Origin of the sequence: uncultured Olsenella sp. (assembly GCF_959602185.1) — a bacterium.
Lineage (GTDB): Bacteria > Actinomycetota > Coriobacteriia > Coriobacteriales > Atopobiaceae > Olsenella_I > Olsenella_I phocaeensis.
Genome location: NZ_CAUGRZ010000002.1, coordinates 14,736 through 34,339 on the forward strand (window position 1 = coordinate 14,736; position 19,604 = coordinate 34,339).

Sequence of the window (19,604 nt, forward strand, 5' to 3'; positions counted from 1 at the left end):
CAGGCCTCCTAACAGGCACTCGAGTCGAGCAGGGCAAAGAGCGCGGCGGCAGGGGGAGAGAGCGGCGCGTCACGCCTGCAGGCGACGTAGGTCGTGCGGAAGGCGGGATTGTCGAGGTGCCGCACGATCACGTCGAAGGGGCAGCGCTCGAGCGCGAGCGAGGGCAGGAGCGACACGCCCAGCCCGCTCTCGACCATAGAGATGATGGCCGTGACGTCCGCCGTCTCGAAGCGCACCCTGAGGTGGCGCAGGTCGGCCTGGAGCAGGGGCGCCGTCTCGGCGTCCGCCACGAACTCCTCGTCCGCTAGCTCCTCGATGTCCACGCGCGCCCGCGACGCAAGACGGTGGCGTTCGGGGAGCACGGCCACGATCTCGTCCCTGTCGAAGGGCCGTGCCAGCAGGTCCTCCCTTCCCGCCACGTTGGGAAGGAAACCCAGGTCGACCTCGTCCTCCAGGATGAGCCGCTCGACCTCGGCGTAGGTTCCCAAAAGGAGGTCCACCCGGATTCGCGGGTTCTCGGCCACGAAGAGCCCGAGCGGGCGGGGCAGCCGGTAGGCGGCGATGCTCGAGGTCGCGGCGACCCTCACGGAGGGCAGGTCCTCGTCCGCCTCGTCGAGCTTCAGCTGGAGGCGGTCGTAGCTGCGGCAGAGCTCCTCGACCAGGGGGAGGAGCTCCTCTCCCCTGCGCGTGAGCACCACGGGGCCGCCACCACGCCCGAAGAGCCTCACGCCCCAGAGCCGCTCGAGGTCAGAGATCATGTGGCTCACGCCCGACTGCGAGTAGCCGAGGGCGCCCGCCGCCTTGGTGAAGCTCCCCCTGCGCGCCGCCTCGAGGAAGGCGCGGTACTTGTTGATGTTGGCGCTCATGTCCCCTCCCCAGAACGCCCCGAGTCTAGGACGCGGACGCGGCGAAGAGAAGCCCCCATCCACCGGACGGGGACGAGGGCGGGGGAGGCGGTCCCGGCACGGGCTGGGACCGCCTCCCGGGCAAGGGACCCCGCGGCCCGCAGCGCAGGACGGGCCGAGAGAGGGCGGGGGGGTGGGCGCCCCGCCCAGGGAGTGGGAGCGGGGCGCCTCGGGGGGTCGGTGGCAGGGCTACAGGGCGTCCTTGATGATGATGTCGCCCTCCTTCATGATCACGTCCATGTTGTCGGGCGTGAGGTCGTGGATGTCGGCCAGGACGTCACCCCTGACCATGAGGAGGTCGGCGAGCTTGCCCTTCTCGATGGAACCGAACTCGTCCTCCTTGTGGACCATCTTGGCGCCGTTGAGCGTGGCGGCCGTGATGGTGTCCATGGCCGGAATCTCGCAGTGGTCGACCCAGGCGTACATCTCGTCGATGGTGGTGTAGCCGTAGGGCGTGCTGAAGCTGAAGGAGTCGGAGCCCACGGTGAGGGTGACGCCCAGCTCGTAGGCGCGCTTGAGGTTGGCCCAGGTGCGCGCGATGCCCTTCTCGGCGTTGTCCTTGCCGGGGAACTTGTCCAGCTCGGGCGTCCACTCGGGCGGGTAGGTGCCGTACCAGCTGGGCAGGAAGCCCACGGTGGGCGTGAAGAAGGTGCCCTGCTCGGCCATGAGGCTCATGGTCACGTCATCCAGTTCGAAGCCATGGATCAGCTGCTCGCAGCCGAAGCGGACGGAGTCGTACGCGGCCGAGATGCTGTTGTAGGAGTGCGACCAGACGGGGATGCCCACCATCGCGGCCTCGTCGCAGACGGCCTTGATCTCTTCCGTGCTCATGAGCTGGGCACGGCCGGAGTCCCAGCGCCAGATGCCGCCGCCGGTCGCCCAGATCTTGATGGCGTCGGGGTTCTCGCGCAGGCGCATGCGGATGGCGTGACGCAGCTCCCAGGGACCGTCCACCTGATCGCCCCAGGGGTGCCCGTTCTTGGACATCTCGAAGGGCAGGTGGTGGGAATCGCCGTGGCCCGCGGTGCGGCAGAAGCCCAGGCCGGTGGCGAAGATGCGCGGCCCCTTCATGACGCCCATGTTGACCAGGTCGCGGATGGCTATGCCGTTGCGACCGATCTCGCAGCAGGTGGTGAGGCCGTGGGTCACGGCGTCGTAGGCCTGCTTGACGGCGCAGGCCTGCTTCTGCGCCACGGTCTCGATGACCCAGTCGTTGTCGTTGTCGGTCAGGTTGCCCGAGAAGTGGATGTGCGTGTCCACGATGCCCGGCATGAGGGTGTGACCGGCCGCGTCGATGACCTTGTATCCCTCGGGCACCTCGGTCGCCGTGCCGGCATAGGCGATGGTCTTGCCGTCCACCAGGACGAGGCTGTCCCCGACTGCGGCCGCGCCGGTTCCGTCTACGAGCTTGCCGCCCACGAATGCGTACTTGCCCATGATCCTGCCTCCACTTTCCTAGCTTGACTTCCTGCCTTGCGTGAGACCGCCCGGCATGCGCGCGGCGAATCCCGGGCGATGGTTGCCTTACTGGCGCCCTTGGGCCACGCCCGCGGACGCACGCCCCTCTCCCCTTCTGCCGAAGGCCAGGAGCAGGGCGAAGCCTAGGACCACCCAGGCGATGGTGATGGCCCACTCCACGCCGTTGAGGGCGGCGGGGCTCGCGGGGACCACCATGAGGGCGATGATCAGGAGCCCGGCCACTATGGCGCAGCAGATGCCAAACCTGCCGCCGTTCACCTTGTAGGGACGCTTGAGCTCGGGCTCGGTCCTGCGCAGGCGCAGGCAGGCGAAGCCGGCCATGGTGCAGGCGAAGATGAAGCCCAGGGAGGCCACGTTGGTGAGGGGGACGAGCATGTTGCGGCCCAGGAAGGGCCCGACGAGCGTCAGGACGGCCAGCACGACGTTGGCCTTCTTGGGAGCGCCGGACGCAGGGTCGATCTGGGCGAAGGACGCGGGGAGCATCTCCTTGCGTCCCATGGCGAGCATGAGGCGGGTCGAGGCGCCGAAGAAGGAGTTCATGGGACCCAGGGGGCCTAGGGTCGCGATGACCAGCATCGCGACATAGAAGAAGAGGTTGATGCGCTCGAGCACTGCCAGGGCGGGCACGGAGGCGCGCACGAACTCATGCCAGTCGATGATGGAGCCGAAGGAGTAGATGCAGACCAGGTAGAAGACCCCGGAGGCCAAAAGGGCGATGGCCGGGACCAGGCCGAACTTCTTCCAGTCGAGGTTGGCGGAGGCCTCCTCGGCCTGCTGCGGGATGGTGTCGAAGCCGGCATAGAAGAAGGGGGTCATGACCAGGACCGCGACCACGCCGCCCAGAAGGCTCGTGGCACCGGTCGACCTACCGCCCGCCGCCTCGCTCACCTGGGAGAAGACGGGCAGCGCGTTGGAGGGGGATCCCGTGGCGATGGAGATGGCCATGGCGAGGACCATGCCGGCGAGGAGCGCCTTGGTGAGGAAGGACGAGAGCTTGGCCGCGGCGCCGGCACCCTTGAAGTTGAGGTAGATCACCAGGACGGCGAAGCACAGGGCGATGACCGTGGGCCAGAGGTAGACGTCGGCGCCGAGGATGGTGTAGAGGCGCACGGAGCGCAGCCATGCGAGGGTGGGAAACTCGGCGAAGCGGTCGGTGAGCAAGGTCGAGATGGCGATGGCCTCCCAGGGACAGAGCGGGGCGTTGCCCAGGAGCAGCATCCAGCCGGTGAGGAAGCCGAGCTTGCGCCCGAAGGTGCGGTCGACGTACTCGATGATCCCGCCCGAGATGGGGATGGCGGCGGTGAGCTCGCCGAAGCACATGCCTATGGGAACGAGGAAGACGGCGCCCAGGGCGAAGGCGATCATGGCGGGCACGGGGCCTCCGCCCAGGACCATCCAGTCGCCCACCAGCAGAACCCAGCCCGTGCCGATGATCGCTCCGAAGCCGATGGTGAAGAAGTTGAAGAGCGTGAGCTCCTTCTTCATGCCACCGGAGGCGACGGGCTGCCCAGCCTTGTCAGACATGCGTCCCTCCCCCTCTTGCGCGGGGCGTGCCCGCGTCGGAATCGGTTCGCATCCCCCGACGGGGTGCGCCTTCTCACATAGCCTTCTCACATAGGAAAAGTTAGTAAGTGGGGTCCGGGGCCGACCCCGCCCGAAATGCGGGCGGATGCTCTGGCGGCGCGAACGGCAGGAGCGCGCGAGGAGGGCATGACGCTTCCTAATGGGCGCATGAGCGCGGATCATCTGGGTGCCTCGCAGAGGCAATGGGGCGAGCGTCGCGGGCCCCTGCCGTGTCAGGCAGCCCCTTTTGGCGCCCCCTAGCGAAGGGCGACCAGCAGGAGGGCGGCCACGGAGATGACCGGCGCCCAGGCGAAGTCCTGCCGGAGGAGGGAGCTGCCAGGTCCACCGCGACCCGCGCGCACGAGGTGCGAGACGAGCGCGGGAGGCAGGGCCAGGAAGCAGGAGAGGGCGACCAGGACGAGGCCCCCCTCGAGCCCCAGGTGGCAGGAGAGGGCGGCGAGGAGCTTCAGGTCTCCCCCGCCCATGCCGGGCGCATGCAGCAACCGCGCGGTCGCGAGGGAGAAGGCGAGGAGAAAGGCGCCCACGGCAAGGCCCGGCACGAGGGCGCCCGCGAGCTCGAGCGCGAGCGCGACCGGCCCGCGGGAGGGGTCGTGCGCCCAGACGACGCGCGCCATCCCCAGCACAAGGACGGCGACGACGCACCCGTTGGGGATCCTGCGCTCCCTGAGGTCGACGACCGAGGCCACGACGAGGACGAGCGCGAGGCCAGCGAGGGCAGGCAGGGGTGGCATGTCTCCTCCAAACCGTATCTTGCGTGTGGCTCGCGACGCCGCCATTGTCCCTTCACCGGGCCGCCACTCCCTCGTCCTTGCCTAGAATGTCAGCTGAGTTTGCCCGGTCAGGGCACTCCCCGATGCCAGCACGCAGGAAGGCCACGTTCCCATGCTCATGATCGTCTCGCCCGCCAAGAGGATGGTCCGCCAGGAGGGCGAGCCCCCCGCCGACGCGACACCGCGCTTCTTGGACGACGCCCACGAGCTCGCACACGCCCTGCGCGCCCTCGGGCCCGAGGGCGCGCGCGAGGTATGGCGCTGCTCGGAGGGGCTCGCCGCCTCCTGTTGGGAGCAGCTCCGCACCCTCCCGAAGGACCTGCTGGCCCCCACGACGTCCCTCTCCCCCGCTGTCATGTCCTACGTGGGAATCCAGTACCAGCACCTGTCCCCGCAGGTCATGGAGGCGCGCGAGCTGGAGTGGCTGGCCCGCCACCTGCGCATCGTGTCGGGGCTGTACGGGCTGCTCAGGCCCTTCGACGGCATCTGCCCCCACCGGCTCGAGATGCAGGCGCGGCTCGCCGTCGACGGCGCGGACGACCTCTATGGCTTCTGGGGCTCGCGCATCGCAGACGCGCTCGCGGAAGGCCCGGGAGCGGACGTGGTGGTCAACCTCGCGTCGCAGGAGTACGCCCGTGCCGTGCTCCCCTGGCTCCGGCCAAGAGGCCCCAGGCAGCTGACCTGTTCCTTCCTCGTGCCGCGCGGGCGGGACGGTAAGCTGGTCCAGCAGGCGACCGAGGCCAAGGCGGCGCGTGGCAGCCTCGTGCGCTGGGCCGCGGAGCGCGGCGTCGAGGACGTGGATGGCCTGCGCGGCTTCCGCGAGCGCGGCTACCGGCTCGACGGGGCTCTCTGCGACGAGGGGACGCTCGTCTTCGTGCGGCGCTAGGGCCGGCGCGGGAGGCCGGGAGCCTCCGAGGGCGCGGTGCCCCTCGCCTCGTCCCGGACGAGGGCCGAGGCGGGTGCGGGTGCCGCCTCCCTACTTGTTCTGGATGCTCCCCACGTTCTTGATGAGGATGGACACGCGCCCCTCGGCGTCGCGCGAGAACTCGATGTAGTCGTCGTTCGAGGCGTACTCGGAGGGGAAGCTGATCTCGATTCCCGTGTCGGTGCGTATCTTGTGGCTCTTCGCCATGCGGTTGGCCACGCCGCAGCGCACGCTGACCTCCTCGGGCAGGCGCTCCTCGCGGGCCGCCTGCTCGTAGCGCTCCTGGACGTCGGGCCTGCCCTCGAAGACCTCGCGGCCCACCTCCTCGGGAGAGAACGCCTCCTCGCGCTCGGCGCTGCTCGCCACGTAGGCCTTGGCCTGGGCCACGGCCTCGACGGGGCTGATGCCGCACTCCTCCGCCACGTCCTCCACGATGCGCTCGACGGCCTCCATCGCCTCGCGGCTCGAGGCCTCGGCGCTGCACTGCAGGAGGCCGTCGGGAATGATCAGGCGCTCCTGGCTACCCTGGGTGCGCGGCTTGTCCCTGAAGTCGATGCTCAGGTCCTGGAGGTCCACCAGGAGGTAGGAGTCCACCTTGGCGGTGGGGTTGGGCAGGGTGGAGTCCTGGCGCAGTATCTCGTTGGCGGCCATGCCGGACGCGTCGTTGCCCAGGTCGTGCACGAAGGCCTGCTTGCGGGGAAGGAGCACCGCGGCGAAGCAGCGCCGGCTCAGGTCCGGCGCCTCGTCCTCGTCCAGGCTGGTGGCCGCGTCCTCGAACGCCTGCGCCACCTGGGTCTTCTCCGCCGCCTTGGAGCCCATATCCTGCGTCTCGCTGAAGTCGGCCACCAGGAGGTCACACTCCTCGAGCTCCTCGCAGCGCCTCAGCTCCTCCCAGAGGTACCGTCCCAGCTGGTCGGATATCTCGACGAAGCCCACCTGCCCCCGTCGGTACTCGTCGAGGGTCTGCGCGAAGGCGCTCTGCTCGCTGAAGCTGCCATGCCGGTTGTCGGGGCTCGACGACACGCTCCTGAGCCGCCGCTGCACGTAGGACCTCACCGGGCGCTGCGAGAGGTCCAGCTCGCGCTCCGAGAGGTAGCTGCTCCCGGTCTCGAACTCGAAGGCGTGCAGTATGGCGTGGGTCACTCTGAGCATGGTCTCTCCCTGCTTGTCGTTCGCGGGCGGCCGGGGTCGGCCGCGGGCACCTAGGATAGCCCAGCCGAAGCCCAGGCAGGCATCGACAAGCAAGGTGGCCCCTCTCCCCTTTCGTGGCGAGAGGGGCGGACTGCCTCGCCCCTAGCGCTCCACCTGGAGCAGGGGGTCTCCGACCTTCACGAGGGGACGGCCCCCGATGAGCGTGCCGCTGCTCGACACGTTCTTGACCGACCTCAGGCTGTCGCTGTTGGTGATGGCGACCGTGACGACGTCCTCGTACCCCGCGGCGGCAATCCTGTCGCGGTCGAAGACGATCAGCGGGGTGCCCGCAGCCACCTCGTCGTTGGCCTCGACGAAGCGCGTGAAGCCCTTGCCCTCCATCCTCACCGTGTCGATGCCCACGTGGATGAGGACCTCGACGCCGCCGGGCAGGGTCATGCCGATGACGTGGTTGGTGACGGCCGTCACGCTGATGCGGCCGGTGGCCGGAGCGTAGACGATGCCCACGGAGGGCAGGATGCCGCAGCCCTCGCCGAAGAAGCCCGACGAGATCGCCTCGTCGTGGACCTCGCCCAGGCTCACGACGGCGCCCGTGACCGGGGCATAGACCATGTCGTCGTCCACGTGGAAGACGGCGGGCTTGGGCGCGCCCGCCTCGTCCCCGGAGGAGAAGAGGCTTCGCTTGATGGTGTCGATGAGTCCCATTGCGTTTCCTTTCGCGCGGGAGGTGGCTACCGCTCAGACAGTCCGACGATACCCGATTGCGGGGATGGGACGGGCCTGGCGGCGGCCGTCGGCGCCAAACGGCCCGCCTGGGGCTATGGCCCCAGGCGAGGTGGGGCTACGACCCCAGGCGAGGTGGGGCTACGACCCCAGGCGCAGGCCGTAGAGGTAGACGGATTCCTCGCCACCGTCCGCGGCCCGCCTGCGCTCCTGGACGAGCGAGAAGCCGCGCGACTCCATGAAGTCGACGTCACAGTCGTCGCCCATCACCAGGAAGCAGCCACGCTGCCCACCCTCGTCGAAGCGTGCCACCATGTCGCCCAGAAGGCGGCTCCCTATGCCCCTGCCCTGGGCGTCGGGGCGCACGACGAGGAGGTTGACCTCGGCGTCGGAGCTCGCGTACTCGCGCGAGATGAAGACGTCCGCCATGGTGTAGCGACGCAGGCGGCCGAAGAGCTTGTCCTCGACCTCGATGCCGCCGAGCTTGGCACGCTTGCGGGCCTTGACCATGACGTCGGCGAAGCGCTGGCCCCAGTCGGGGTCGACCTGGGCCAGGCCGCCCCGTGAGACGCCGCCGAAGCAGGCCCCCACGACGCGCTGGCCGCGCACGGCGACGTGCGCGTGCTGGGAGCGCTGGAGGGCGCCGAGCGTCATCACGCGGCCGAACACTATGCGGTCATAGACGCCCTCGACGCTCGAGCACCAGATGCGCGAGCAGATGTCGGTCACGTCGTCGAAGTCGCCCTCGCGGAAGGGGCGGTAGCTGATCTGCGGCTGGTCGGAGCCTGGTGCTGGGGTCATGCGCTGGTTTCTCTTTCGAATTGCTTCTCTGGGCCCTGATTATGAGACAAAGCGAGAGGGGCTGCCTGCGGCATGCGCGGCGAGCGGAGCGCGAGGCAGGGGCTCGTCCGGACGCCACGACGCCCGGCGGGCGGGGCGGGGCGCAGGTGTGGCGACCGACGGTCATAGCGTGCGCCACGGGCCCGCGTCACGGGTCGGCCGCCGCCCGCGCCCAAGGTGCCGGCGGCAGCCGAGGCCCTCGGCCACTCTCGCCTGGCCGTGGCTAGTCCTCCAGGGCCGCCCTGCCGTAGGCGTCGGCCGCGAGCATGGCGTTCGCGACCTTCTGGGGCGTGACCTCGAAGGGCATGTTGTGGAGGGTGTCGTTCTCCGCGCAGGCGAGCTTCGCCACCTCGAGCACGCGCTCCCAGCTCGCGTCCTCCACGCCCAGCTGCGCGAAGGTCACGGGCAGGCCGACCTCGACGCAGAAGTCGAGCACGTCGTAGAGCTCGTCGGCGTCCTCGAGCACGAGCTGGGTCAGGGTGCCGAAGGCCACCTTCTCGCCGTGGTAGCAGGAGTGGGTCTCGGGCATCGCGGTGAGGCCGTTGTGGATGGCGTGCGCACCCGCCAGGCCAGCGGACTCGAAGCCCAGGCCCGAGAGCAGGGTGTTGGCCTCGATCACGTTCTCCACGCTCTGGGTGCAGGCGCCTGCCTCGAGGGCGAGCTTGGCCTTCATGCCATCCGTCATCAGGGTGTCGTAGCAGAGCTTGGCGAGCGCCATGGCGGCGGCGGTCACCTTGTCGCCGGCGCAGGTGGTGGCGTCGGAGCGCCTGCAGGCGCGGGCCTCGAAGAAGGTCGCGAGCGCGTCGCCCATGCCGCTCACCGTGAGGCGCACGGGGCTCTTCGAGATGACGTCGGTGTCCATGAGCACCAGGTTGGGGTTGGCCTTGAAGAACTGGTACTCCTTGAACTGCCCCTCGGGGGTGTAGATGACCGAGAGCGCCGAGCAGGGGGCGTCGGTCGCGGCGATGGTGGGGACGATGACCACGGGCGCGTCTACCCCCGAGGCCACGGCCTTGGCGGTGTCGAAGATCTTGCCTCCGCCCACGCCCACCACGACGTCGGCCTGAGTCTCGCGGTACGCGGCGACCAGGCGGTCGATCTCGTCCTGGGAGCACTCGCCGTTGAAGCTGTCATACGCGAGCTCGACGCCGGCGTCGGCGAAGCTCTTCGAGACGAGGTCGCCGAAGCGCCTGATGCCACCGGCAGAGATGACGACGAGCGCCTTCTTGCCAAAGGCCGAGACGTAGCCGCCCAGGCGGGACAGCTCGCCGGGCCCCTGGACGTACTTGGACGGAGAGATGAAGATGCGTGCCATGGTGCTTCCCCTTTCGCCGTATGCGTGCGGCCGGGCATGTGCCACGGGCCACGTCCCCCAGTGTAGGGCAGCGGGCAGGGGCCGCCCCAGCATCGTTGCGTGTAATTTCTCGCCTGATGGGCTTGGCGGGACAGCACGACGGATGCTGGCGTACCATCTTGTCGGCCACTGCCCCAGAGGGGTACCAGGAGGAACGGAGCGACCCAGGATGCACGCAGGCTTTGACAACGACAAGTACATCGAGATGCAGGCGGCGCGGATCCGTGAGCGTATCGACCAGTTTGGCGGCAAGCTCTACCTCGAGTTTGGCGGCAAGCTCTTCGACGACTACCACGCAAGCCGCGTCCTGCCCGGATTCGAGCCCGACTCCAAGGCGCGCATGCTCCGCCAGCTCGCGGACGACGCCGAGGTCGTCTTCGCCGTCAGCGCCATCGACATCGAGCAGGGCAAGCGCCGTGGAGACCTGGGCATCACCTACGACGAGGACGTCCTGCGCCTGATGGACGTCTTCCGCGGCATGGGGCTCTCCATCGGCGGCGTGGTGATCACCCGCTTCTCGGGCCAGCCCAAGGCCGAGGCCTACCAGGCGCGCCTCGAGCAGATGGGCATCGAGGTCTACCGCCACTATCCCATCGCCGACTACCCCTCCAACATCGACCTCATCGTGTCCGACGAGGGCTTCGGCAAAAACGAGTACGTCAAGACCACCAAGCCGCTCGTCGTCGTCACGGCACCGGGCCCCGGCTCGGGCAAGCTGGCCGTCTGCCTCTCGCAGCTCTACAACGAGCATGTGCGCGGCATCGAGGCCGGCTACGCCAAGTTCGAGACCTTCCCCGTCTGGAACCTGCCCCTCAAGCACCCCGTGAACGTCGCCTACGAGGCCGCGACCGCCGACCTCGACGACAACAACATCATCGACCCCTACCACCTTGAGGCCCACGGAGAGGTCACGGTCAACTACAACCGCGACGTCGAGACCTTCCCCGTGCTCCGCGCCATGATGGAGAAGATCGCGGGCCACAGCCCCTACCAGTCCCCCACCGACATGGGCGTCAACATGGTGGGCTACTGCATCAGCGACGACGACGCCTGCCGCAAGGCCGCCCTGCACGAGATCGTCCGGCGCCACTACTGGTGCGCGGAGAAGATCGCCCGCACCGGCATCGGCGAGTCCGAGCTGAGGAAGATCGGCCTCCTCATGAAGGAGGTGGGCGTGGACAAGAACCTCAACCCCGCCCACGCCGCCGCGCTGCTCAAGGAGGAGGTCACCGGCAAGCCCGCCGGCGCCATGGTGCTGCCCGACGGCAGCGTGGTGACGGGCAAGACCTCCGAGCTCCTGGGCGCCGCCTCGTCGCTCCTGCTCAACGCCCTCAAGCGCGTGGCCGGGGTGGAGAAGGACCACTGGGTGGTCTCGGACGAGGCACTCGCGCCCATCAGCCGGCTCAAGACCACGCACCTCAAGAGCAAGAACCCGCGCCTGCACTCGGACGAGACCCTGATCGCCCTCTCCATAAGCAGCGCGTCGAACCCCGAGGCCAAGCGCGTGATCGAGGCCAGCAACCAGCTGCACGGCTGCACGGCGTACTTCTCGGTGATCATCAGCTCCACTGACGAGCGCGTCTACCGCAAGCTGGGCATCAACGTCTGCTGCGAGCCCAAGTTCGAGCGAGGCACCTTCTATCACCGCTAGGGTCGGGCAGGACGCCACCAGGGGCCGGGCGGGACTGTACATTTCAGCTTTGCAATGTACAGTCCCCAGCATTTGCGCAGCTCAGGGACGAGGGGTGTACATTCTAATTTTGAAATGTACACCCCTCCCCTCCTCAAGGCCTCAGCCCGCGCCGCGCGTCATCATTTCCCAGCTCAAGGCCTATTCGTGCGCAGCTGCCCGCAAGCCTCGTGCCAGCCTCGTGCAAGCCCACTTTTTTCTCTCGCCCGAAACGGGTCTGGAGCGGGCTAGCGTTGATGCATGAGGATCACGTTCTCGCATACCACGGCCTTGGCGCTTCTTAGGGCGCACCGGCGGGGAGAGCTGTGCCGCGGAAGGACCGAGCAGCCTCTTCGCATTAGCACCCTTCTCAACCACCCTGGAAAAAGGCGACCTGCCAGCAGGTATGAGTCGACGCTAGCCAATGCGCTCGAGTCGCTTGGTAAGGGAATGTCTGCGCTGCTCGATCGCCAAGGCCACCTGGACGTCCTGGTCGGGTCGCCGAACGATCGCATCAGGTCAAGGCATGTCACCTGCCATGTCTGGAGCGAGATGCCGCCACGGCCGGCAACGATCGAGCTCGCCCCAGGCATCCTGGCCTCGTCGCCCGAGCTCGCCTTCGCGCAGATGGCAGAGACCCTGACGGACGCGCAGCTCCTCGTCCTGGGCATGGAGCTCTGCGGCAGCTTCGCCTGCGACCCTCTCGACCCGGTGCACAGCCCCGCTCGTTACGGCCTGCCGCCCCTGACGAGCCAGGGCAGGATGCTCTGGTTCCTCTCGCACGCAAGGTGGCTCCGCGGCAGAGAGCGCGCCAGGAGGGTGGCGGCGCTCGTCGCCCCCAACGCCTGGTCTCCCCGCGAGGCGATGCTGGCTGCGCTCCTCCTGCTGCCCGCGCAAGAGGGCGGGTTCCCCCTGGCGCCACTCACGCTCAATGCCCGCGTCTTCCAGGCTGGCGCGCCCATGACCAGGCCCTCGCGCGTCCCGGACATCCTGCTCGAGGGCACGGGCGTGGGCCTCAACTACGACGGCCACGACCACCTTGCGCTCTCGTCCCTCGAGTCCGCCGCGATAGCCGTGGCATGCGACCCAGGAAACGCCGAACGCCAGCGCGTGGTCCAACGGCTGAGGGCACAGATACGCGAGAGGTACGTCGATGACCGGCGCCGGGACCGGGACCTCGCGAGCCAGGGGCTCACCATCCTTCCCGTGACCGCCGAGGACCTGAGGGGGCCCGCCGGCCTTGAGCTCCTCTTGTGCCAGCTCGTCTCCTGCGCCGAACGAGGGGCGAGAAGGCGAGACGGGCGAGCCCGCACGTTGTTGGAGGACCCAACGCTCCAGGCGGTTCGCGCCAGGGTCCTCGAAGAATTGAAAAGGTGAGAGAGACTGTACATTTCAACGACAGAATGTACAGTCTCTCCCATTTGCCCAGCTCAATCGCTTAGGGTGTACATTTCAAATCTGAAATGTACACCCCACAGCTCGTCTTACAGCACGTGGACATCACTCGCGTGGAAGTCGAGGAAGGCCTTCTCGCCCACCTCGTAGATCCTCTTGTTCTTGGGGTTGAACTCGGTGATCTTGACCAGGTGCTCGCCGCAGCGCACGTGGTAGTTCTGGTAGTGCCCCATGAAGCGCGAGAGCACGACCTCGCAGGGCAGCGCGCCCTCGTCGGCCACGTGGGCGGACTCCGGCCTCAGCACCAGCGTCACGTCGTCACCCACGGCCTTGCCGTTGCGCTCGGCGACCTCGATGGCACGGCCCTCGACCATGACCTGGCCGGACTCGCCGTCGATGGACGCCAGCTTGCCGCGCAGGAAGTTGGACTCGCCGATGAAGTCGGCCACGAACTCGTCCACCGGGCGGTAGTACACGGTGTGCGGGTCGCCAATCTGGTCGACGACGCCCTTCTTCATGACGATGATCTTGTCCGAGAGGGCCATGGCCTCGGACTGGTCGTGCGTGACGTAGACGGCCGTGATGCCTGCCTCCTGCTGGATGCGGCGGATCTCGGTGCGCATGTCCACGCGGAGCTTGGCGTCGAGGTTCGAGAGCGGCTCGTCAAAGAGCAGCACGCCTGGCTCGATGACCAGCGCGCGGGCCAGGGCGACGCGCTGCTGCTGGCCGCCCGAGAGCTGGTTGGTCATGCGGTCTTCCATGCCCTCGAGGCCCACGAGCCCCAGGATGTTGGTGACCTTCTCGCGGATGGTGTCCTTGTCCATCTTGCGCAGTTTGAGGCCGTAGGCCACGTTGTCGAAGATGTTGTAGTGCGGGAGCAGCGCGTAGCTCTGGAAGACCATGGCCGTGTCGCGCTTGTTGGGCGTGAGCTCGTTGATGGCCTCTTCTCCCAGGTAGATCTCTCCCTCGTTGGGGCTCTCGAATCCGGCGATCATGCGCAGGATGGTGGTCTTGCCGCAGCCGGAGGGTCCCAGCAGCGTCACGAACTCGCCGGGCTCGATGTTGATGTTGGCGTCATGGACGGCATAGAAGTCCTTGCCGGTCTTGGGGTCCTGGTAGATCTTGGAGATGTGCTCCAGGCGCACGCCCTTCTTCTCCTTGGCCATGGCTTAGTCCTCCTCGGTGGTCTTGATCTTGGCGCTGGTGCCGAAGTGCTTGATGGCGACGTTCATCAGGAGCACGGCACCGTAGGTGATGGCAATGAGGATCGTGGCGAACGCGCAGGCGACGCCGTAGGCGCCCTTCTCAGCGTACTCGTTGATCTGCACCGTGATGAGCAGGAACTGCGGCGTCACGAGCAGGATGATGGCCGAGATGGCGGTGATCGAGCGCACGAAGGCGGTCACGAGGCCCGAGAGGAACGAGTCCTTGATCAGGGGCAGCGTGACGGTCATGAAGACCTGCAGCGAGTTGGCGCCCATGTCGTAGGCGGACTCCTCGATCGACTTGTCGATCTGCCTCAGGGCCGAGATGCCCGAGCGCGTGCCGGTGGGCAGCGAGCGCACGATGAAGACGATGATCAGGATGGCGCCCGTTCCATAGAGCCCCTGCATGAGGCCGGTGTGGAAGATGCCGCCCGAGAAGCCGCGGATGTAGCCGACGCCCAGGACGGTGCCCGGGACGGCCATGGCCAGCATGGACACGGCCTCGATGAAGCCCTTGGTGCGGAAGTTCCTCTTGACCACCAGGTACGAGATAATCATAGAGAGGAGCGCGGTGATCGGGCTCGCGATCAGCGACAGCAGGAAGGAGTCGCGGAAGGCCTGGAAGCCATGGTGCATGGTAAAGACCTGCTGGAACCACTTGGTGGTCAGGCTGAAGTCGTAGCCCCAGGTCTTGAAGAGGGCGCCGAAGGGCACGCAGACGTACATCATGATGACGAAGATCGCGATGGCGCCACAGAGGGCCGAGAGGGGCAGGCGCACGGAGTTGTCGGTGATGAGCATGCGCGCGCGGCTCGCCTTGCCCGTGAGGGTGGCCGTGGACTTGGCCTCGAGCACGTACTTCTGGACCACGAACATGGCCAGGGTGATGAAGAGGAGGACAACCGCCATCGCCGCGGCGCCCTGCTTGTCGTAGGCACCGGTGATCTGCAGGTAGATCGAGGTCGCCAGCGTATCGTAGGAGCCGCCGATGAGCATGGGGTTGGCAAAGTCGGCGATGGACTCGATGAAGGTCACCAGGAAGGCGTTGCCCAGGCCCGGGAGGATCAGGGGCAGCGTGACGGAGGTGAAGACCTTCCAGCGGGAGGCGCCCATGTCGCGGGCGGCCTCCTCGAGCGACGGGTCGATGTTCTTGAGCAGGCCGCGGAACATCATGTAGCAGACCGGGAAGAAGGTCAGGGTCTGCACCAGGGCGATGCCCCAGAAGCCGTACACGTTGTTGTCATAGATGCCCAGCAGATAGCGGGTGATGATGCCCGCCTTGCCGAAGAGCATGATGACCGAGAGCGAGAGCACGAACGGCGGCGAGACGACGGGCAGCATCGAGACGACCTTGAACAGGCCGCTCACGAACTTGGTCTTGAGCTGCACGTACTCCTCGACGTAGGCAAAGAGAAGGCCGATGAGGGCCGCCAGGATGCCGACGAAAAAGCCCACCCTCAGCGTGTTGGTGATGGCCGTGTCGAAGGACGGCATCGAGAGCACGCGCTTGAAGACGTCGAGCGTGGGGCCATTCTCCCCCACGATGCTGTCCACCATCAGGATGGCCAGCGGATACAGAATGAACAGCGTCAGGAACGCTATGAGCACGGCAATGGTGGTGACCATGATCGGGTCGGCCATCAGCTTCTTGCGGTCAAGCTGGGCGCTCTGATTCTTGGCCATTGCTCCCCTCCCTAGGTCGTGGGCCAATACGGCGCGCACCCCGATGCAGAAGAGCCGGGCGGATGGAATCTCCACCCACCCGGCTCGCTGCCGCGTCAGGGCGCGGTTGGGGCTTCTCCGCTACTCGGTCTGGAAGCGCTTGGTGTCGCCGGTGTCGGCGCCGGAGCTTGCGAGCGCCTTCATGATGTCGTCGACGTACTGCTCGGTGTTGGCCTTGGCGTCCGCGAAGTCGTAGTTCATGACGTTGTCGGGGTCGAGGCCGAACTGGCTGACGACCTCGGGCTGCTTGGCGTCGTCGATGACCAGGAACTGGTAGGCGCCGACCTCCTGTGCGCGCTCGACGCACTCGGGCGAGAGGGCGTACTCGATCCAGAGCTTGGCGGCGTTGGGGTGCTTGCAGCCCTTGAAGATGGCCGTGGCGCCGACCTCGTAGGACGCGCCGGACGAGGGGATGGACATGCCGATGTTGCCATAGCCGTTGTCGACCATCTGGAAGACGGCGTCGTGCAGGAAGCCCAGGCCGATGGTGCACTCGCCGGTGCCGACGTTCTTGGAGGGGCCAGAGCCGGACTTGGTGTAGACCTGGACGTTCTTGTCGAGGTCTACCAGGTACTTGATGCCCTCGTCGTGGCCGTACTTCTGGATGACGGTGTTGAGGATCAGCTTGGCGGTGCCGGCCGTGTTGTAGTTGGACATCCAGATGAGGTCCTTGTACTTGTCGCTCAGGAGGTCGGGCCAGTCGGTGGGAGCCTCGAGGGACTTGCGCTCGAGCTCGTCCTTGTTGAAGAAGAAGCCCAGGATGCCCTTGTAGATGCCGTACCAGTTGCCGTCGGGGTCGCGGTAGACGTCACTGATGAGGTGGCTGGCGTTGTTGGCCTGGTAGGGCTCGAGAATGCCCTTGGTGACGGCGACGTTGTAGGGGTCGGTGGTGCCGCCGAACCAGACGTCGGCGGAGGGGTTGCCCTTCTCCTCCTCGACCTTGGACTCGACCTCGCCGGTGGAGAGGCGCTGGTACTGGGTCTCGATGCCAAAGAGGTCCTGGAAGTGCTGGCAGCAGGCCGCGACGTGGGCCTCCTCGCAGGAGCCGTACACCACGAGGGTGCCTTCCTTCTTTGCCGCGTCGATCATCTCCTGCGAGGCGATGCGGCTCAGGTCCTTGCCGGAGTCCTTGGCGGCGTCGGTGGCGGCGCCGTTGGACCCGCCGCCACAGCCGGCGAGACCGGCCGTCACTGCAAGAGCCGCAGAGCCGGCGAGGAAGTTCCTACGGGTGATGTGTGCCATGTCGTCCCTCCATAAATGGTTTGGGCTGATGTTTGCTCGGGGCCGGCTGGCCCACTCCGCCTACCATGGCACCCAAGCGGCGCAAGATGTGGTGCCAAGCAGGCAGATATCGCCAAACGGTATGCAAGGGGTGACCAATAGCATGCATGCCGGCCACCAATGGCACGCGGGCCGGCCGACAAGGCCAGCCCGCGAGAATCTAAGCCTGCGAGAAGTACGCCAGGGCGATGCCCCCGGGACCCACGTGGGTGCCCACGGTGCTCCCCACGGTGTGCACGGGGATCTCGTCGAGCCTCCCCTCCCAGAGCCAGCGCGAGTCCTCCACGTACTTCCTGAGCAGGTGGTCGGAGGGGCCCGAGTAGCCGATGGCGAGGGGTAGGCCGATGTCGATGCCGCCGGAGCGCTCCACCTCCTCGCTGAGGAGGTTGCGGCCGTTCTTCGACCCACGCGCCTTGCCCAGCGTGACCACGGCGCCATCGCGGATGGCAACGACGGGCTTCACCTGCAGCATGGTCCCGATGCCCGCGCTCACGGCGTCGATGCGCCCGCCGCGGCGCAGGTACTCGAGGGTGTCGAGCAGGGCCACGAGCCTGACGTCGCCCCTCTTGCGCATGAGCTCCGAGGCGATCTGGTCGGCGTCCCTCCCCTCGGCCGCGAGCCTCAGCGCGAGCTCGACCAGGATGCGCTGGCCCAGGCAGGCGTTGAGGGAGTCGACCACGTGCACGCGACCACCGAAGCCCTCCGCCGCCACGACGGCGCTCTGGTTCGTGCCGCTCAGCTTGCTCGAGATGGTGACGCATACCAGCTCGTCCTCCGGCCCCTCGAGCGCCGCATCGAAGGCCTGCTGCCACTCGAAGGGCGTGACCTGACCCGTAGTGGGAAGCTCCTCTCGCTCGACGAGAAGCTCGTAGAAGCGGGCGTGGTCCAGGTCCACGCCATCCTTGAAGGTCTGGTCCCCGAAGCTGATGGAGAGGGGCACCACCCTCAGCCGGGGATCGTCGATGTCGTCTATGTCCGACGCGGAGTCGGTGATGATGCGCACTGCCATGTCTCTACCTCTCGCCGATCTTGAACAGGTTGTCCCTTATGGAGCCGAGGGCGCGGTACATCGCCGCGCGGTCGGGCTCGTCGACGCCATGGGCCGCTCGGGCCACGACGTCCTCGATGATCTGGTTGACCTCGCGCATGGTGCGAAGGCCCCTCTCGGTCAGACGGATGGGGGACTTGTAGCGCGTGCCCCCCTCGGGCACGTCGATCCCCACGAAACCGCCGCGCTCGAGCGCCGCCACCGTGCGCGAGACCGCGGCCCGGTCGTTGCCGATCAGCCGCGCGAGCTCGGAGGCGGTGTAGCCCGCGGGCTCCCGCTCCAGGTAGTAGAGGCACATCACGTCGGTGCCCTTGAGCCCGAAGCGCCGCATCTCCTGCGCCTTGATGCGGTTGACCTCCTTGCCCACCGCAGAGACCAGCCCGACGAAGTCCTCGAAACGCGAGTCCACGCTTCCCCCCTTCTCCCAGGCCGGCCGATGCGGCCCCGTTGGTGGTGACCAGCTCGTAGCGATCCGCTTACGGCGGCCCCATTTGTTGATTGGTCAACATTCTAGGCTTGTATGTTGAGCAGTCAATAAGTTTGTGGGACGTACGCGCGCAAACCACAGACTGCCTGCGCTCAGCCCGACGTTTGCCCAGCTCACAAGAAAACGGCGCGCACCCCACGGATGGAATGCGCGCCAAACCGCCCTTCCCTCTACTGGCGACCCACATCGTAGCCCGCGGCCTAGATAAGCGAGAGGAGCTCCCTCTTGCAGTCGAGGAAGTCCCGCGTGAGCGCGAACTCCGCCGCGCTCGTGCCCGACGCCGGTCGCGGCACGGCCAGCTCCGCCACGACGCGGCTGGGCACGCCGGACCTCGGGTCGCCGCGAAGCACGTACACCCTGCTTGCCATGGTCACGGCCTCGTCCACGTCGTGGGTGATCACCAGCGAGGCGATTCCCAGCTCCGTAGCCATGTCGCAGTACCAGCTGCGCAGGTCGACCCTCGTGAGGGCGTCCAGGGCGGAGAAGGGCTCGTCCAGGAGGGCGACGTCGTTTCCCATGAGGTAGGTCCTCAGGAAGGCAGCGCGCTGCCGCATCCCGCCCGAGAGCTCCGAGGGCCAAAGGCCCTCCGTGCCGGCGAGACCGAAGCGTTCGAAGAGCGGCAGCGCCCTCTCGCGCGCCTCGGCGCGGGGCGTGCCCGCGATGGTCAGGGGCAGGCAGACGTTGTCCAGGATCCTGCGATTGGGCAGGAGGAGGTCCTTCTGCAGCATGTAGCTCACACGCCCGGGGACGCCGGTCACGTCCTCGCCGTGCAGGAGCACCTTCCCCGCGAGCGGGCGGGCGAGGCCCGAGAGCGCATGCAGGATGGTGGTCTTGCCGCAGCCGGACTTGCCCACCAGGCAGGCCACCTCGCCAGGCCGCAGCGCGAGGCTCACGTCCTCCGCCACGACGTGCGCGCCCCCGTCCCAGGAGAGGGTCAGCCCCCGCGCCTCGAGGGCGAGCCCCTCTCCCCCGCCCGGTCGCGAGCGAGACGTGGCCGCCGTCGCCCCGGTGGCCGCCGTCGCCACGTCCGCAGACTCCGCGTCCGTCGCCCGCTCCCCCGGCACC

Annotated in this window: 17 protein-coding genes; 3 read left to right on the forward strand and 14 right to left on the reverse strand. The window is 67.6% G+C overall.

All coding sequences use genetic code 11. The features are described 5' to 3' along the window. Nucleotides 1–8: 8 nt before the first annotated feature. The 4 genes from Q5923_RS01895 to Q5923_RS01910 form a co-directional block, all read right to left on the reverse strand. Nucleotides 9–866 carry a LysR family transcriptional regulator gene (locus Q5923_RS01895; RefSeq protein WP_009279534.1) on the reverse strand — a complete coding sequence of 286 codons (858 nt, stop codon included), beginning with the start codon at nt 864–866 and terminating at the stop codon, nt 9–11. Between the two features lie 228 nt (nt 867–1,094). After that, nucleotides 1,095–2,342, reverse strand: coding sequence for an amidohydrolase family protein (locus Q5923_RS01900; protein ID WP_009279535.1), 1,248 nt, complete (start codon nt 2,340–2,342; stop codon nt 1,095–1,097). A gap of 87 nt (nt 2,343–2,429) precedes the next feature. Next, the gene (locus Q5923_RS01905) at nt 2,430–3,908 is read right to left on the reverse strand and encodes an APC family permease (RefSeq protein ID WP_009279536.1); all 1,479 of its coding nucleotides are present in this window, start codon (nt 3,906–3,908) and stop codon (nt 2,430–2,432) included. Between the two features lie 296 nt (nt 3,909–4,204). After that, the gene (locus tag Q5923_RS01910) at nt 4,205–4,699 is read right to left on the reverse strand and encodes a prepilin peptidase (RefSeq protein ID WP_009279537.1); all 495 of its coding nucleotides are present in this window, start codon (nt 4,697–4,699) and stop codon (nt 4,205–4,207) included. Between the two features lie 151 nt (nt 4,700–4,850). On the opposite strand from Q5923_RS01910, the gene Q5923_RS01915 reads away from it, so the two are divergent. Then, a complete protein-coding gene (locus Q5923_RS01915) occupies nt 4,851–5,624 on the forward strand; it encodes a YaaA family protein (protein WP_303131784.1) in 774 nt (257 codons plus the stop codon). 90 nt (nt 5,625–5,714) lie between these two features. Here the strand turns inward: Q5923_RS01915 and Q5923_RS01920 are convergent, their stop codons facing one another. The 4 genes from Q5923_RS01920 to Q5923_RS01935 form a co-directional block, all read right to left on the reverse strand. Next, a complete protein-coding gene (locus tag Q5923_RS01920) occupies nt 5,715–6,908 on the reverse strand; it encodes a nucleoid-associated protein (RefSeq protein ID WP_303131785.1) in 1,194 nt (397 codons plus the stop codon). A gap of 48 nt (nt 6,909–6,956) precedes the next feature. Continuing rightward, nucleotides 6,957–7,520, reverse strand: coding sequence for a PTS glucose transporter subunit IIA (locus Q5923_RS01925; protein WP_062529969.1), 564 nt, complete (start codon nt 7,518–7,520; stop codon nt 6,957–6,959). Nucleotides 7,521–7,679: 159 nt separating this feature from the next. Then, nucleotides 7,680–8,339, reverse strand: coding sequence for an N-acetyltransferase (locus Q5923_RS01930; RefSeq protein ID WP_062529968.1), 660 nt, complete (start codon nt 8,337–8,339; stop codon nt 7,680–7,682). Nucleotides 8,340–8,601: 262 nt separating this feature from the next. After that, nucleotides 8,602–9,693 carry a glycerol dehydrogenase gene (locus tag Q5923_RS01935; RefSeq protein ID WP_009279542.1) on the reverse strand — a complete coding sequence of 364 codons (1,092 nt, stop codon included), beginning with the start codon at nt 9,691–9,693 and terminating at the stop codon, nt 8,602–8,604. Nucleotides 9,694–9,901: 208 nt separating this feature from the next. Here Q5923_RS01935 and Q5923_RS01940 point away from each other — a divergent pair, with 208 nt between their 5' ends. Both Q5923_RS01940 and Q5923_RS01945 read left to right on the forward strand, forming a co-directional pair. Further along, nucleotides 9,902–11,383: a DUF1846 domain-containing protein gene (locus tag Q5923_RS01940; protein ID WP_009279543.1), complete on the forward strand. Its 1,482-nt coding sequence runs from the start codon at nt 9,902–9,904 to the stop codon at nt 11,381–11,383. Between the two features lie 570 nt (nt 11,384–11,953). Then, nucleotides 11,954–12,778 (forward strand): hypothetical protein, encoded by an 825-nt coding sequence (locus Q5923_RS01945; RefSeq protein ID WP_303131792.1) that lies wholly within the window; start codon nt 11,954–11,956, stop codon nt 12,776–12,778. 107 nt (nt 12,779–12,885) lie between these two features. On the opposite strand, the gene Q5923_RS01950 is transcribed toward Q5923_RS01945, so the two are convergent. From Q5923_RS01950 to Q5923_RS01975, 6 genes are all read right to left on the reverse strand, one after another. After that, complete coding sequence (locus Q5923_RS01950) at nt 12,886–13,962, reverse strand: ABC transporter ATP-binding protein (protein ID WP_009279545.1); 1,077 nt, start codon at nt 13,960–13,962, stop codon at nt 12,886–12,888. Nucleotides 13,963–13,965: 3 nt separating this feature from the next. Then, on the reverse strand, nt 13,966–15,684 hold the full coding sequence (locus Q5923_RS01955; protein WP_303131794.1) for an iron ABC transporter permease: 1,719 nt from the start codon (nt 15,682–15,684) through the stop codon (nt 13,966–13,968). A 120-nt stretch (nt 15,685–15,804) separates the two neighbouring features. After that, a complete protein-coding gene (locus Q5923_RS01960) occupies nt 15,805–16,965 on the reverse strand; it encodes an extracellular solute-binding protein (RefSeq protein ID WP_009279547.1) in 1,161 nt (386 codons plus the stop codon). Nucleotides 16,966–17,164: 199 nt separating this feature from the next. Next, nucleotides 17,165–18,013 (reverse strand): DegV family protein, encoded by an 849-nt coding sequence (locus tag Q5923_RS01965; protein ID WP_303131797.1) that lies wholly within the window; start codon nt 18,011–18,013, stop codon nt 17,165–17,167. A 4-nt stretch (nt 18,014–18,017) separates the two neighbouring features. Continuing rightward, nucleotides 18,018–18,461, reverse strand: a complete 444-nt coding sequence (locus tag Q5923_RS01970; protein WP_303131799.1) for a MarR family winged helix-turn-helix transcriptional regulator — start codon at nt 18,459–18,461, stop codon at nt 18,018–18,020. Between the two features lie 278 nt (nt 18,462–18,739). After that, complete coding sequence (locus Q5923_RS01975) at nt 18,740–19,603, reverse strand: ABC transporter ATP-binding protein (RefSeq protein ID WP_303131801.1); 864 nt, start codon at nt 19,601–19,603, stop codon at nt 18,740–18,742. Between the last annotated feature and the right edge of the window lies 1 nt (nt 19,604).

Excerpts from the sequence above, each read along its gene's own strand:
- Q5923_RS01895 (WP_009279534.1), bottom strand. The coding sequence starts at position 866 with ATGAGCGCCAACATCAACAAGTACCGCGCCTTCCTCGAGGCGGCGCGC.
- Q5923_RS01900 (WP_009279535.1), bottom strand. The coding sequence starts at position 2,342 with ATGGGCAAGTACGCATTCGTGGGCGGCAAGCTCGTAGACGGAACCGGC.
- Q5923_RS01905 (WP_009279536.1), bottom strand. The coding sequence starts at position 3,908 with ATGTCTGACAAGGCTGGGCAGCCCGTCGCCTCCGGTGGCATGAAGAAG.
- Q5923_RS01910 (WP_009279537.1), bottom strand. The coding sequence starts at position 4,699 with ATGCCACCCCTGCCTGCCCTCGCTGGCCTCGCGCTCGTCCTCGTCGTG.
- Q5923_RS01915 (WP_303131784.1), top strand. The coding sequence starts at position 4,851 with ATGCTCATGATCGTCTCGCCCGCCAAGAGGATGGTCCGCCAGGAGGGC.
- Q5923_RS01925 (WP_062529969.1), bottom strand. The coding sequence starts at position 7,520 with ATGGGACTCATCGACACCATCAAGCGAAGCCTCTTCTCCTCCGGGGAC.
- Q5923_RS01930 (WP_062529968.1), bottom strand. The coding sequence starts at position 8,339 with ATGACCCCAGCACCAGGCTCCGACCAGCCGCAGATCAGCTACCGCCCC.
- Q5923_RS01935 (WP_009279542.1), bottom strand. The coding sequence starts at position 9,693 with ATGGCACGCATCTTCATCTCTCCGTCCAAGTACGTCCAGGGGCCCGGC.
- Q5923_RS01940 (WP_009279543.1), top strand. The coding sequence starts at position 9,902 with ATGCACGCAGGCTTTGACAACGACAAGTACATCGAGATGCAGGCGGCG.
- Q5923_RS01945 (WP_303131792.1), top strand. The coding sequence starts at position 11,954 with ATGCCGCCACGGCCGGCAACGATCGAGCTCGCCCCAGGCATCCTGGCC.
- Q5923_RS01950 (WP_009279545.1), bottom strand. The coding sequence starts at position 13,962 with ATGGCCAAGGAGAAGAAGGGCGTGCGCCTGGAGCACATCTCCAAGATC.
- Q5923_RS01955 (WP_303131794.1), bottom strand. The coding sequence starts at position 15,684 with ATGGCCAAGAATCAGAGCGCCCAGCTTGACCGCAAGAAGCTGATGGCC.
- Q5923_RS01960 (WP_009279547.1), bottom strand. The coding sequence starts at position 16,965 with ATGGCACACATCACCCGTAGGAACTTCCTCGCCGGCTCTGCGGCTCTT.
- Q5923_RS01965 (WP_303131797.1), bottom strand. The coding sequence starts at position 18,013 with ATGGCAGTGCGCATCATCACCGACTCCGCGTCGGACATAGACGACATC.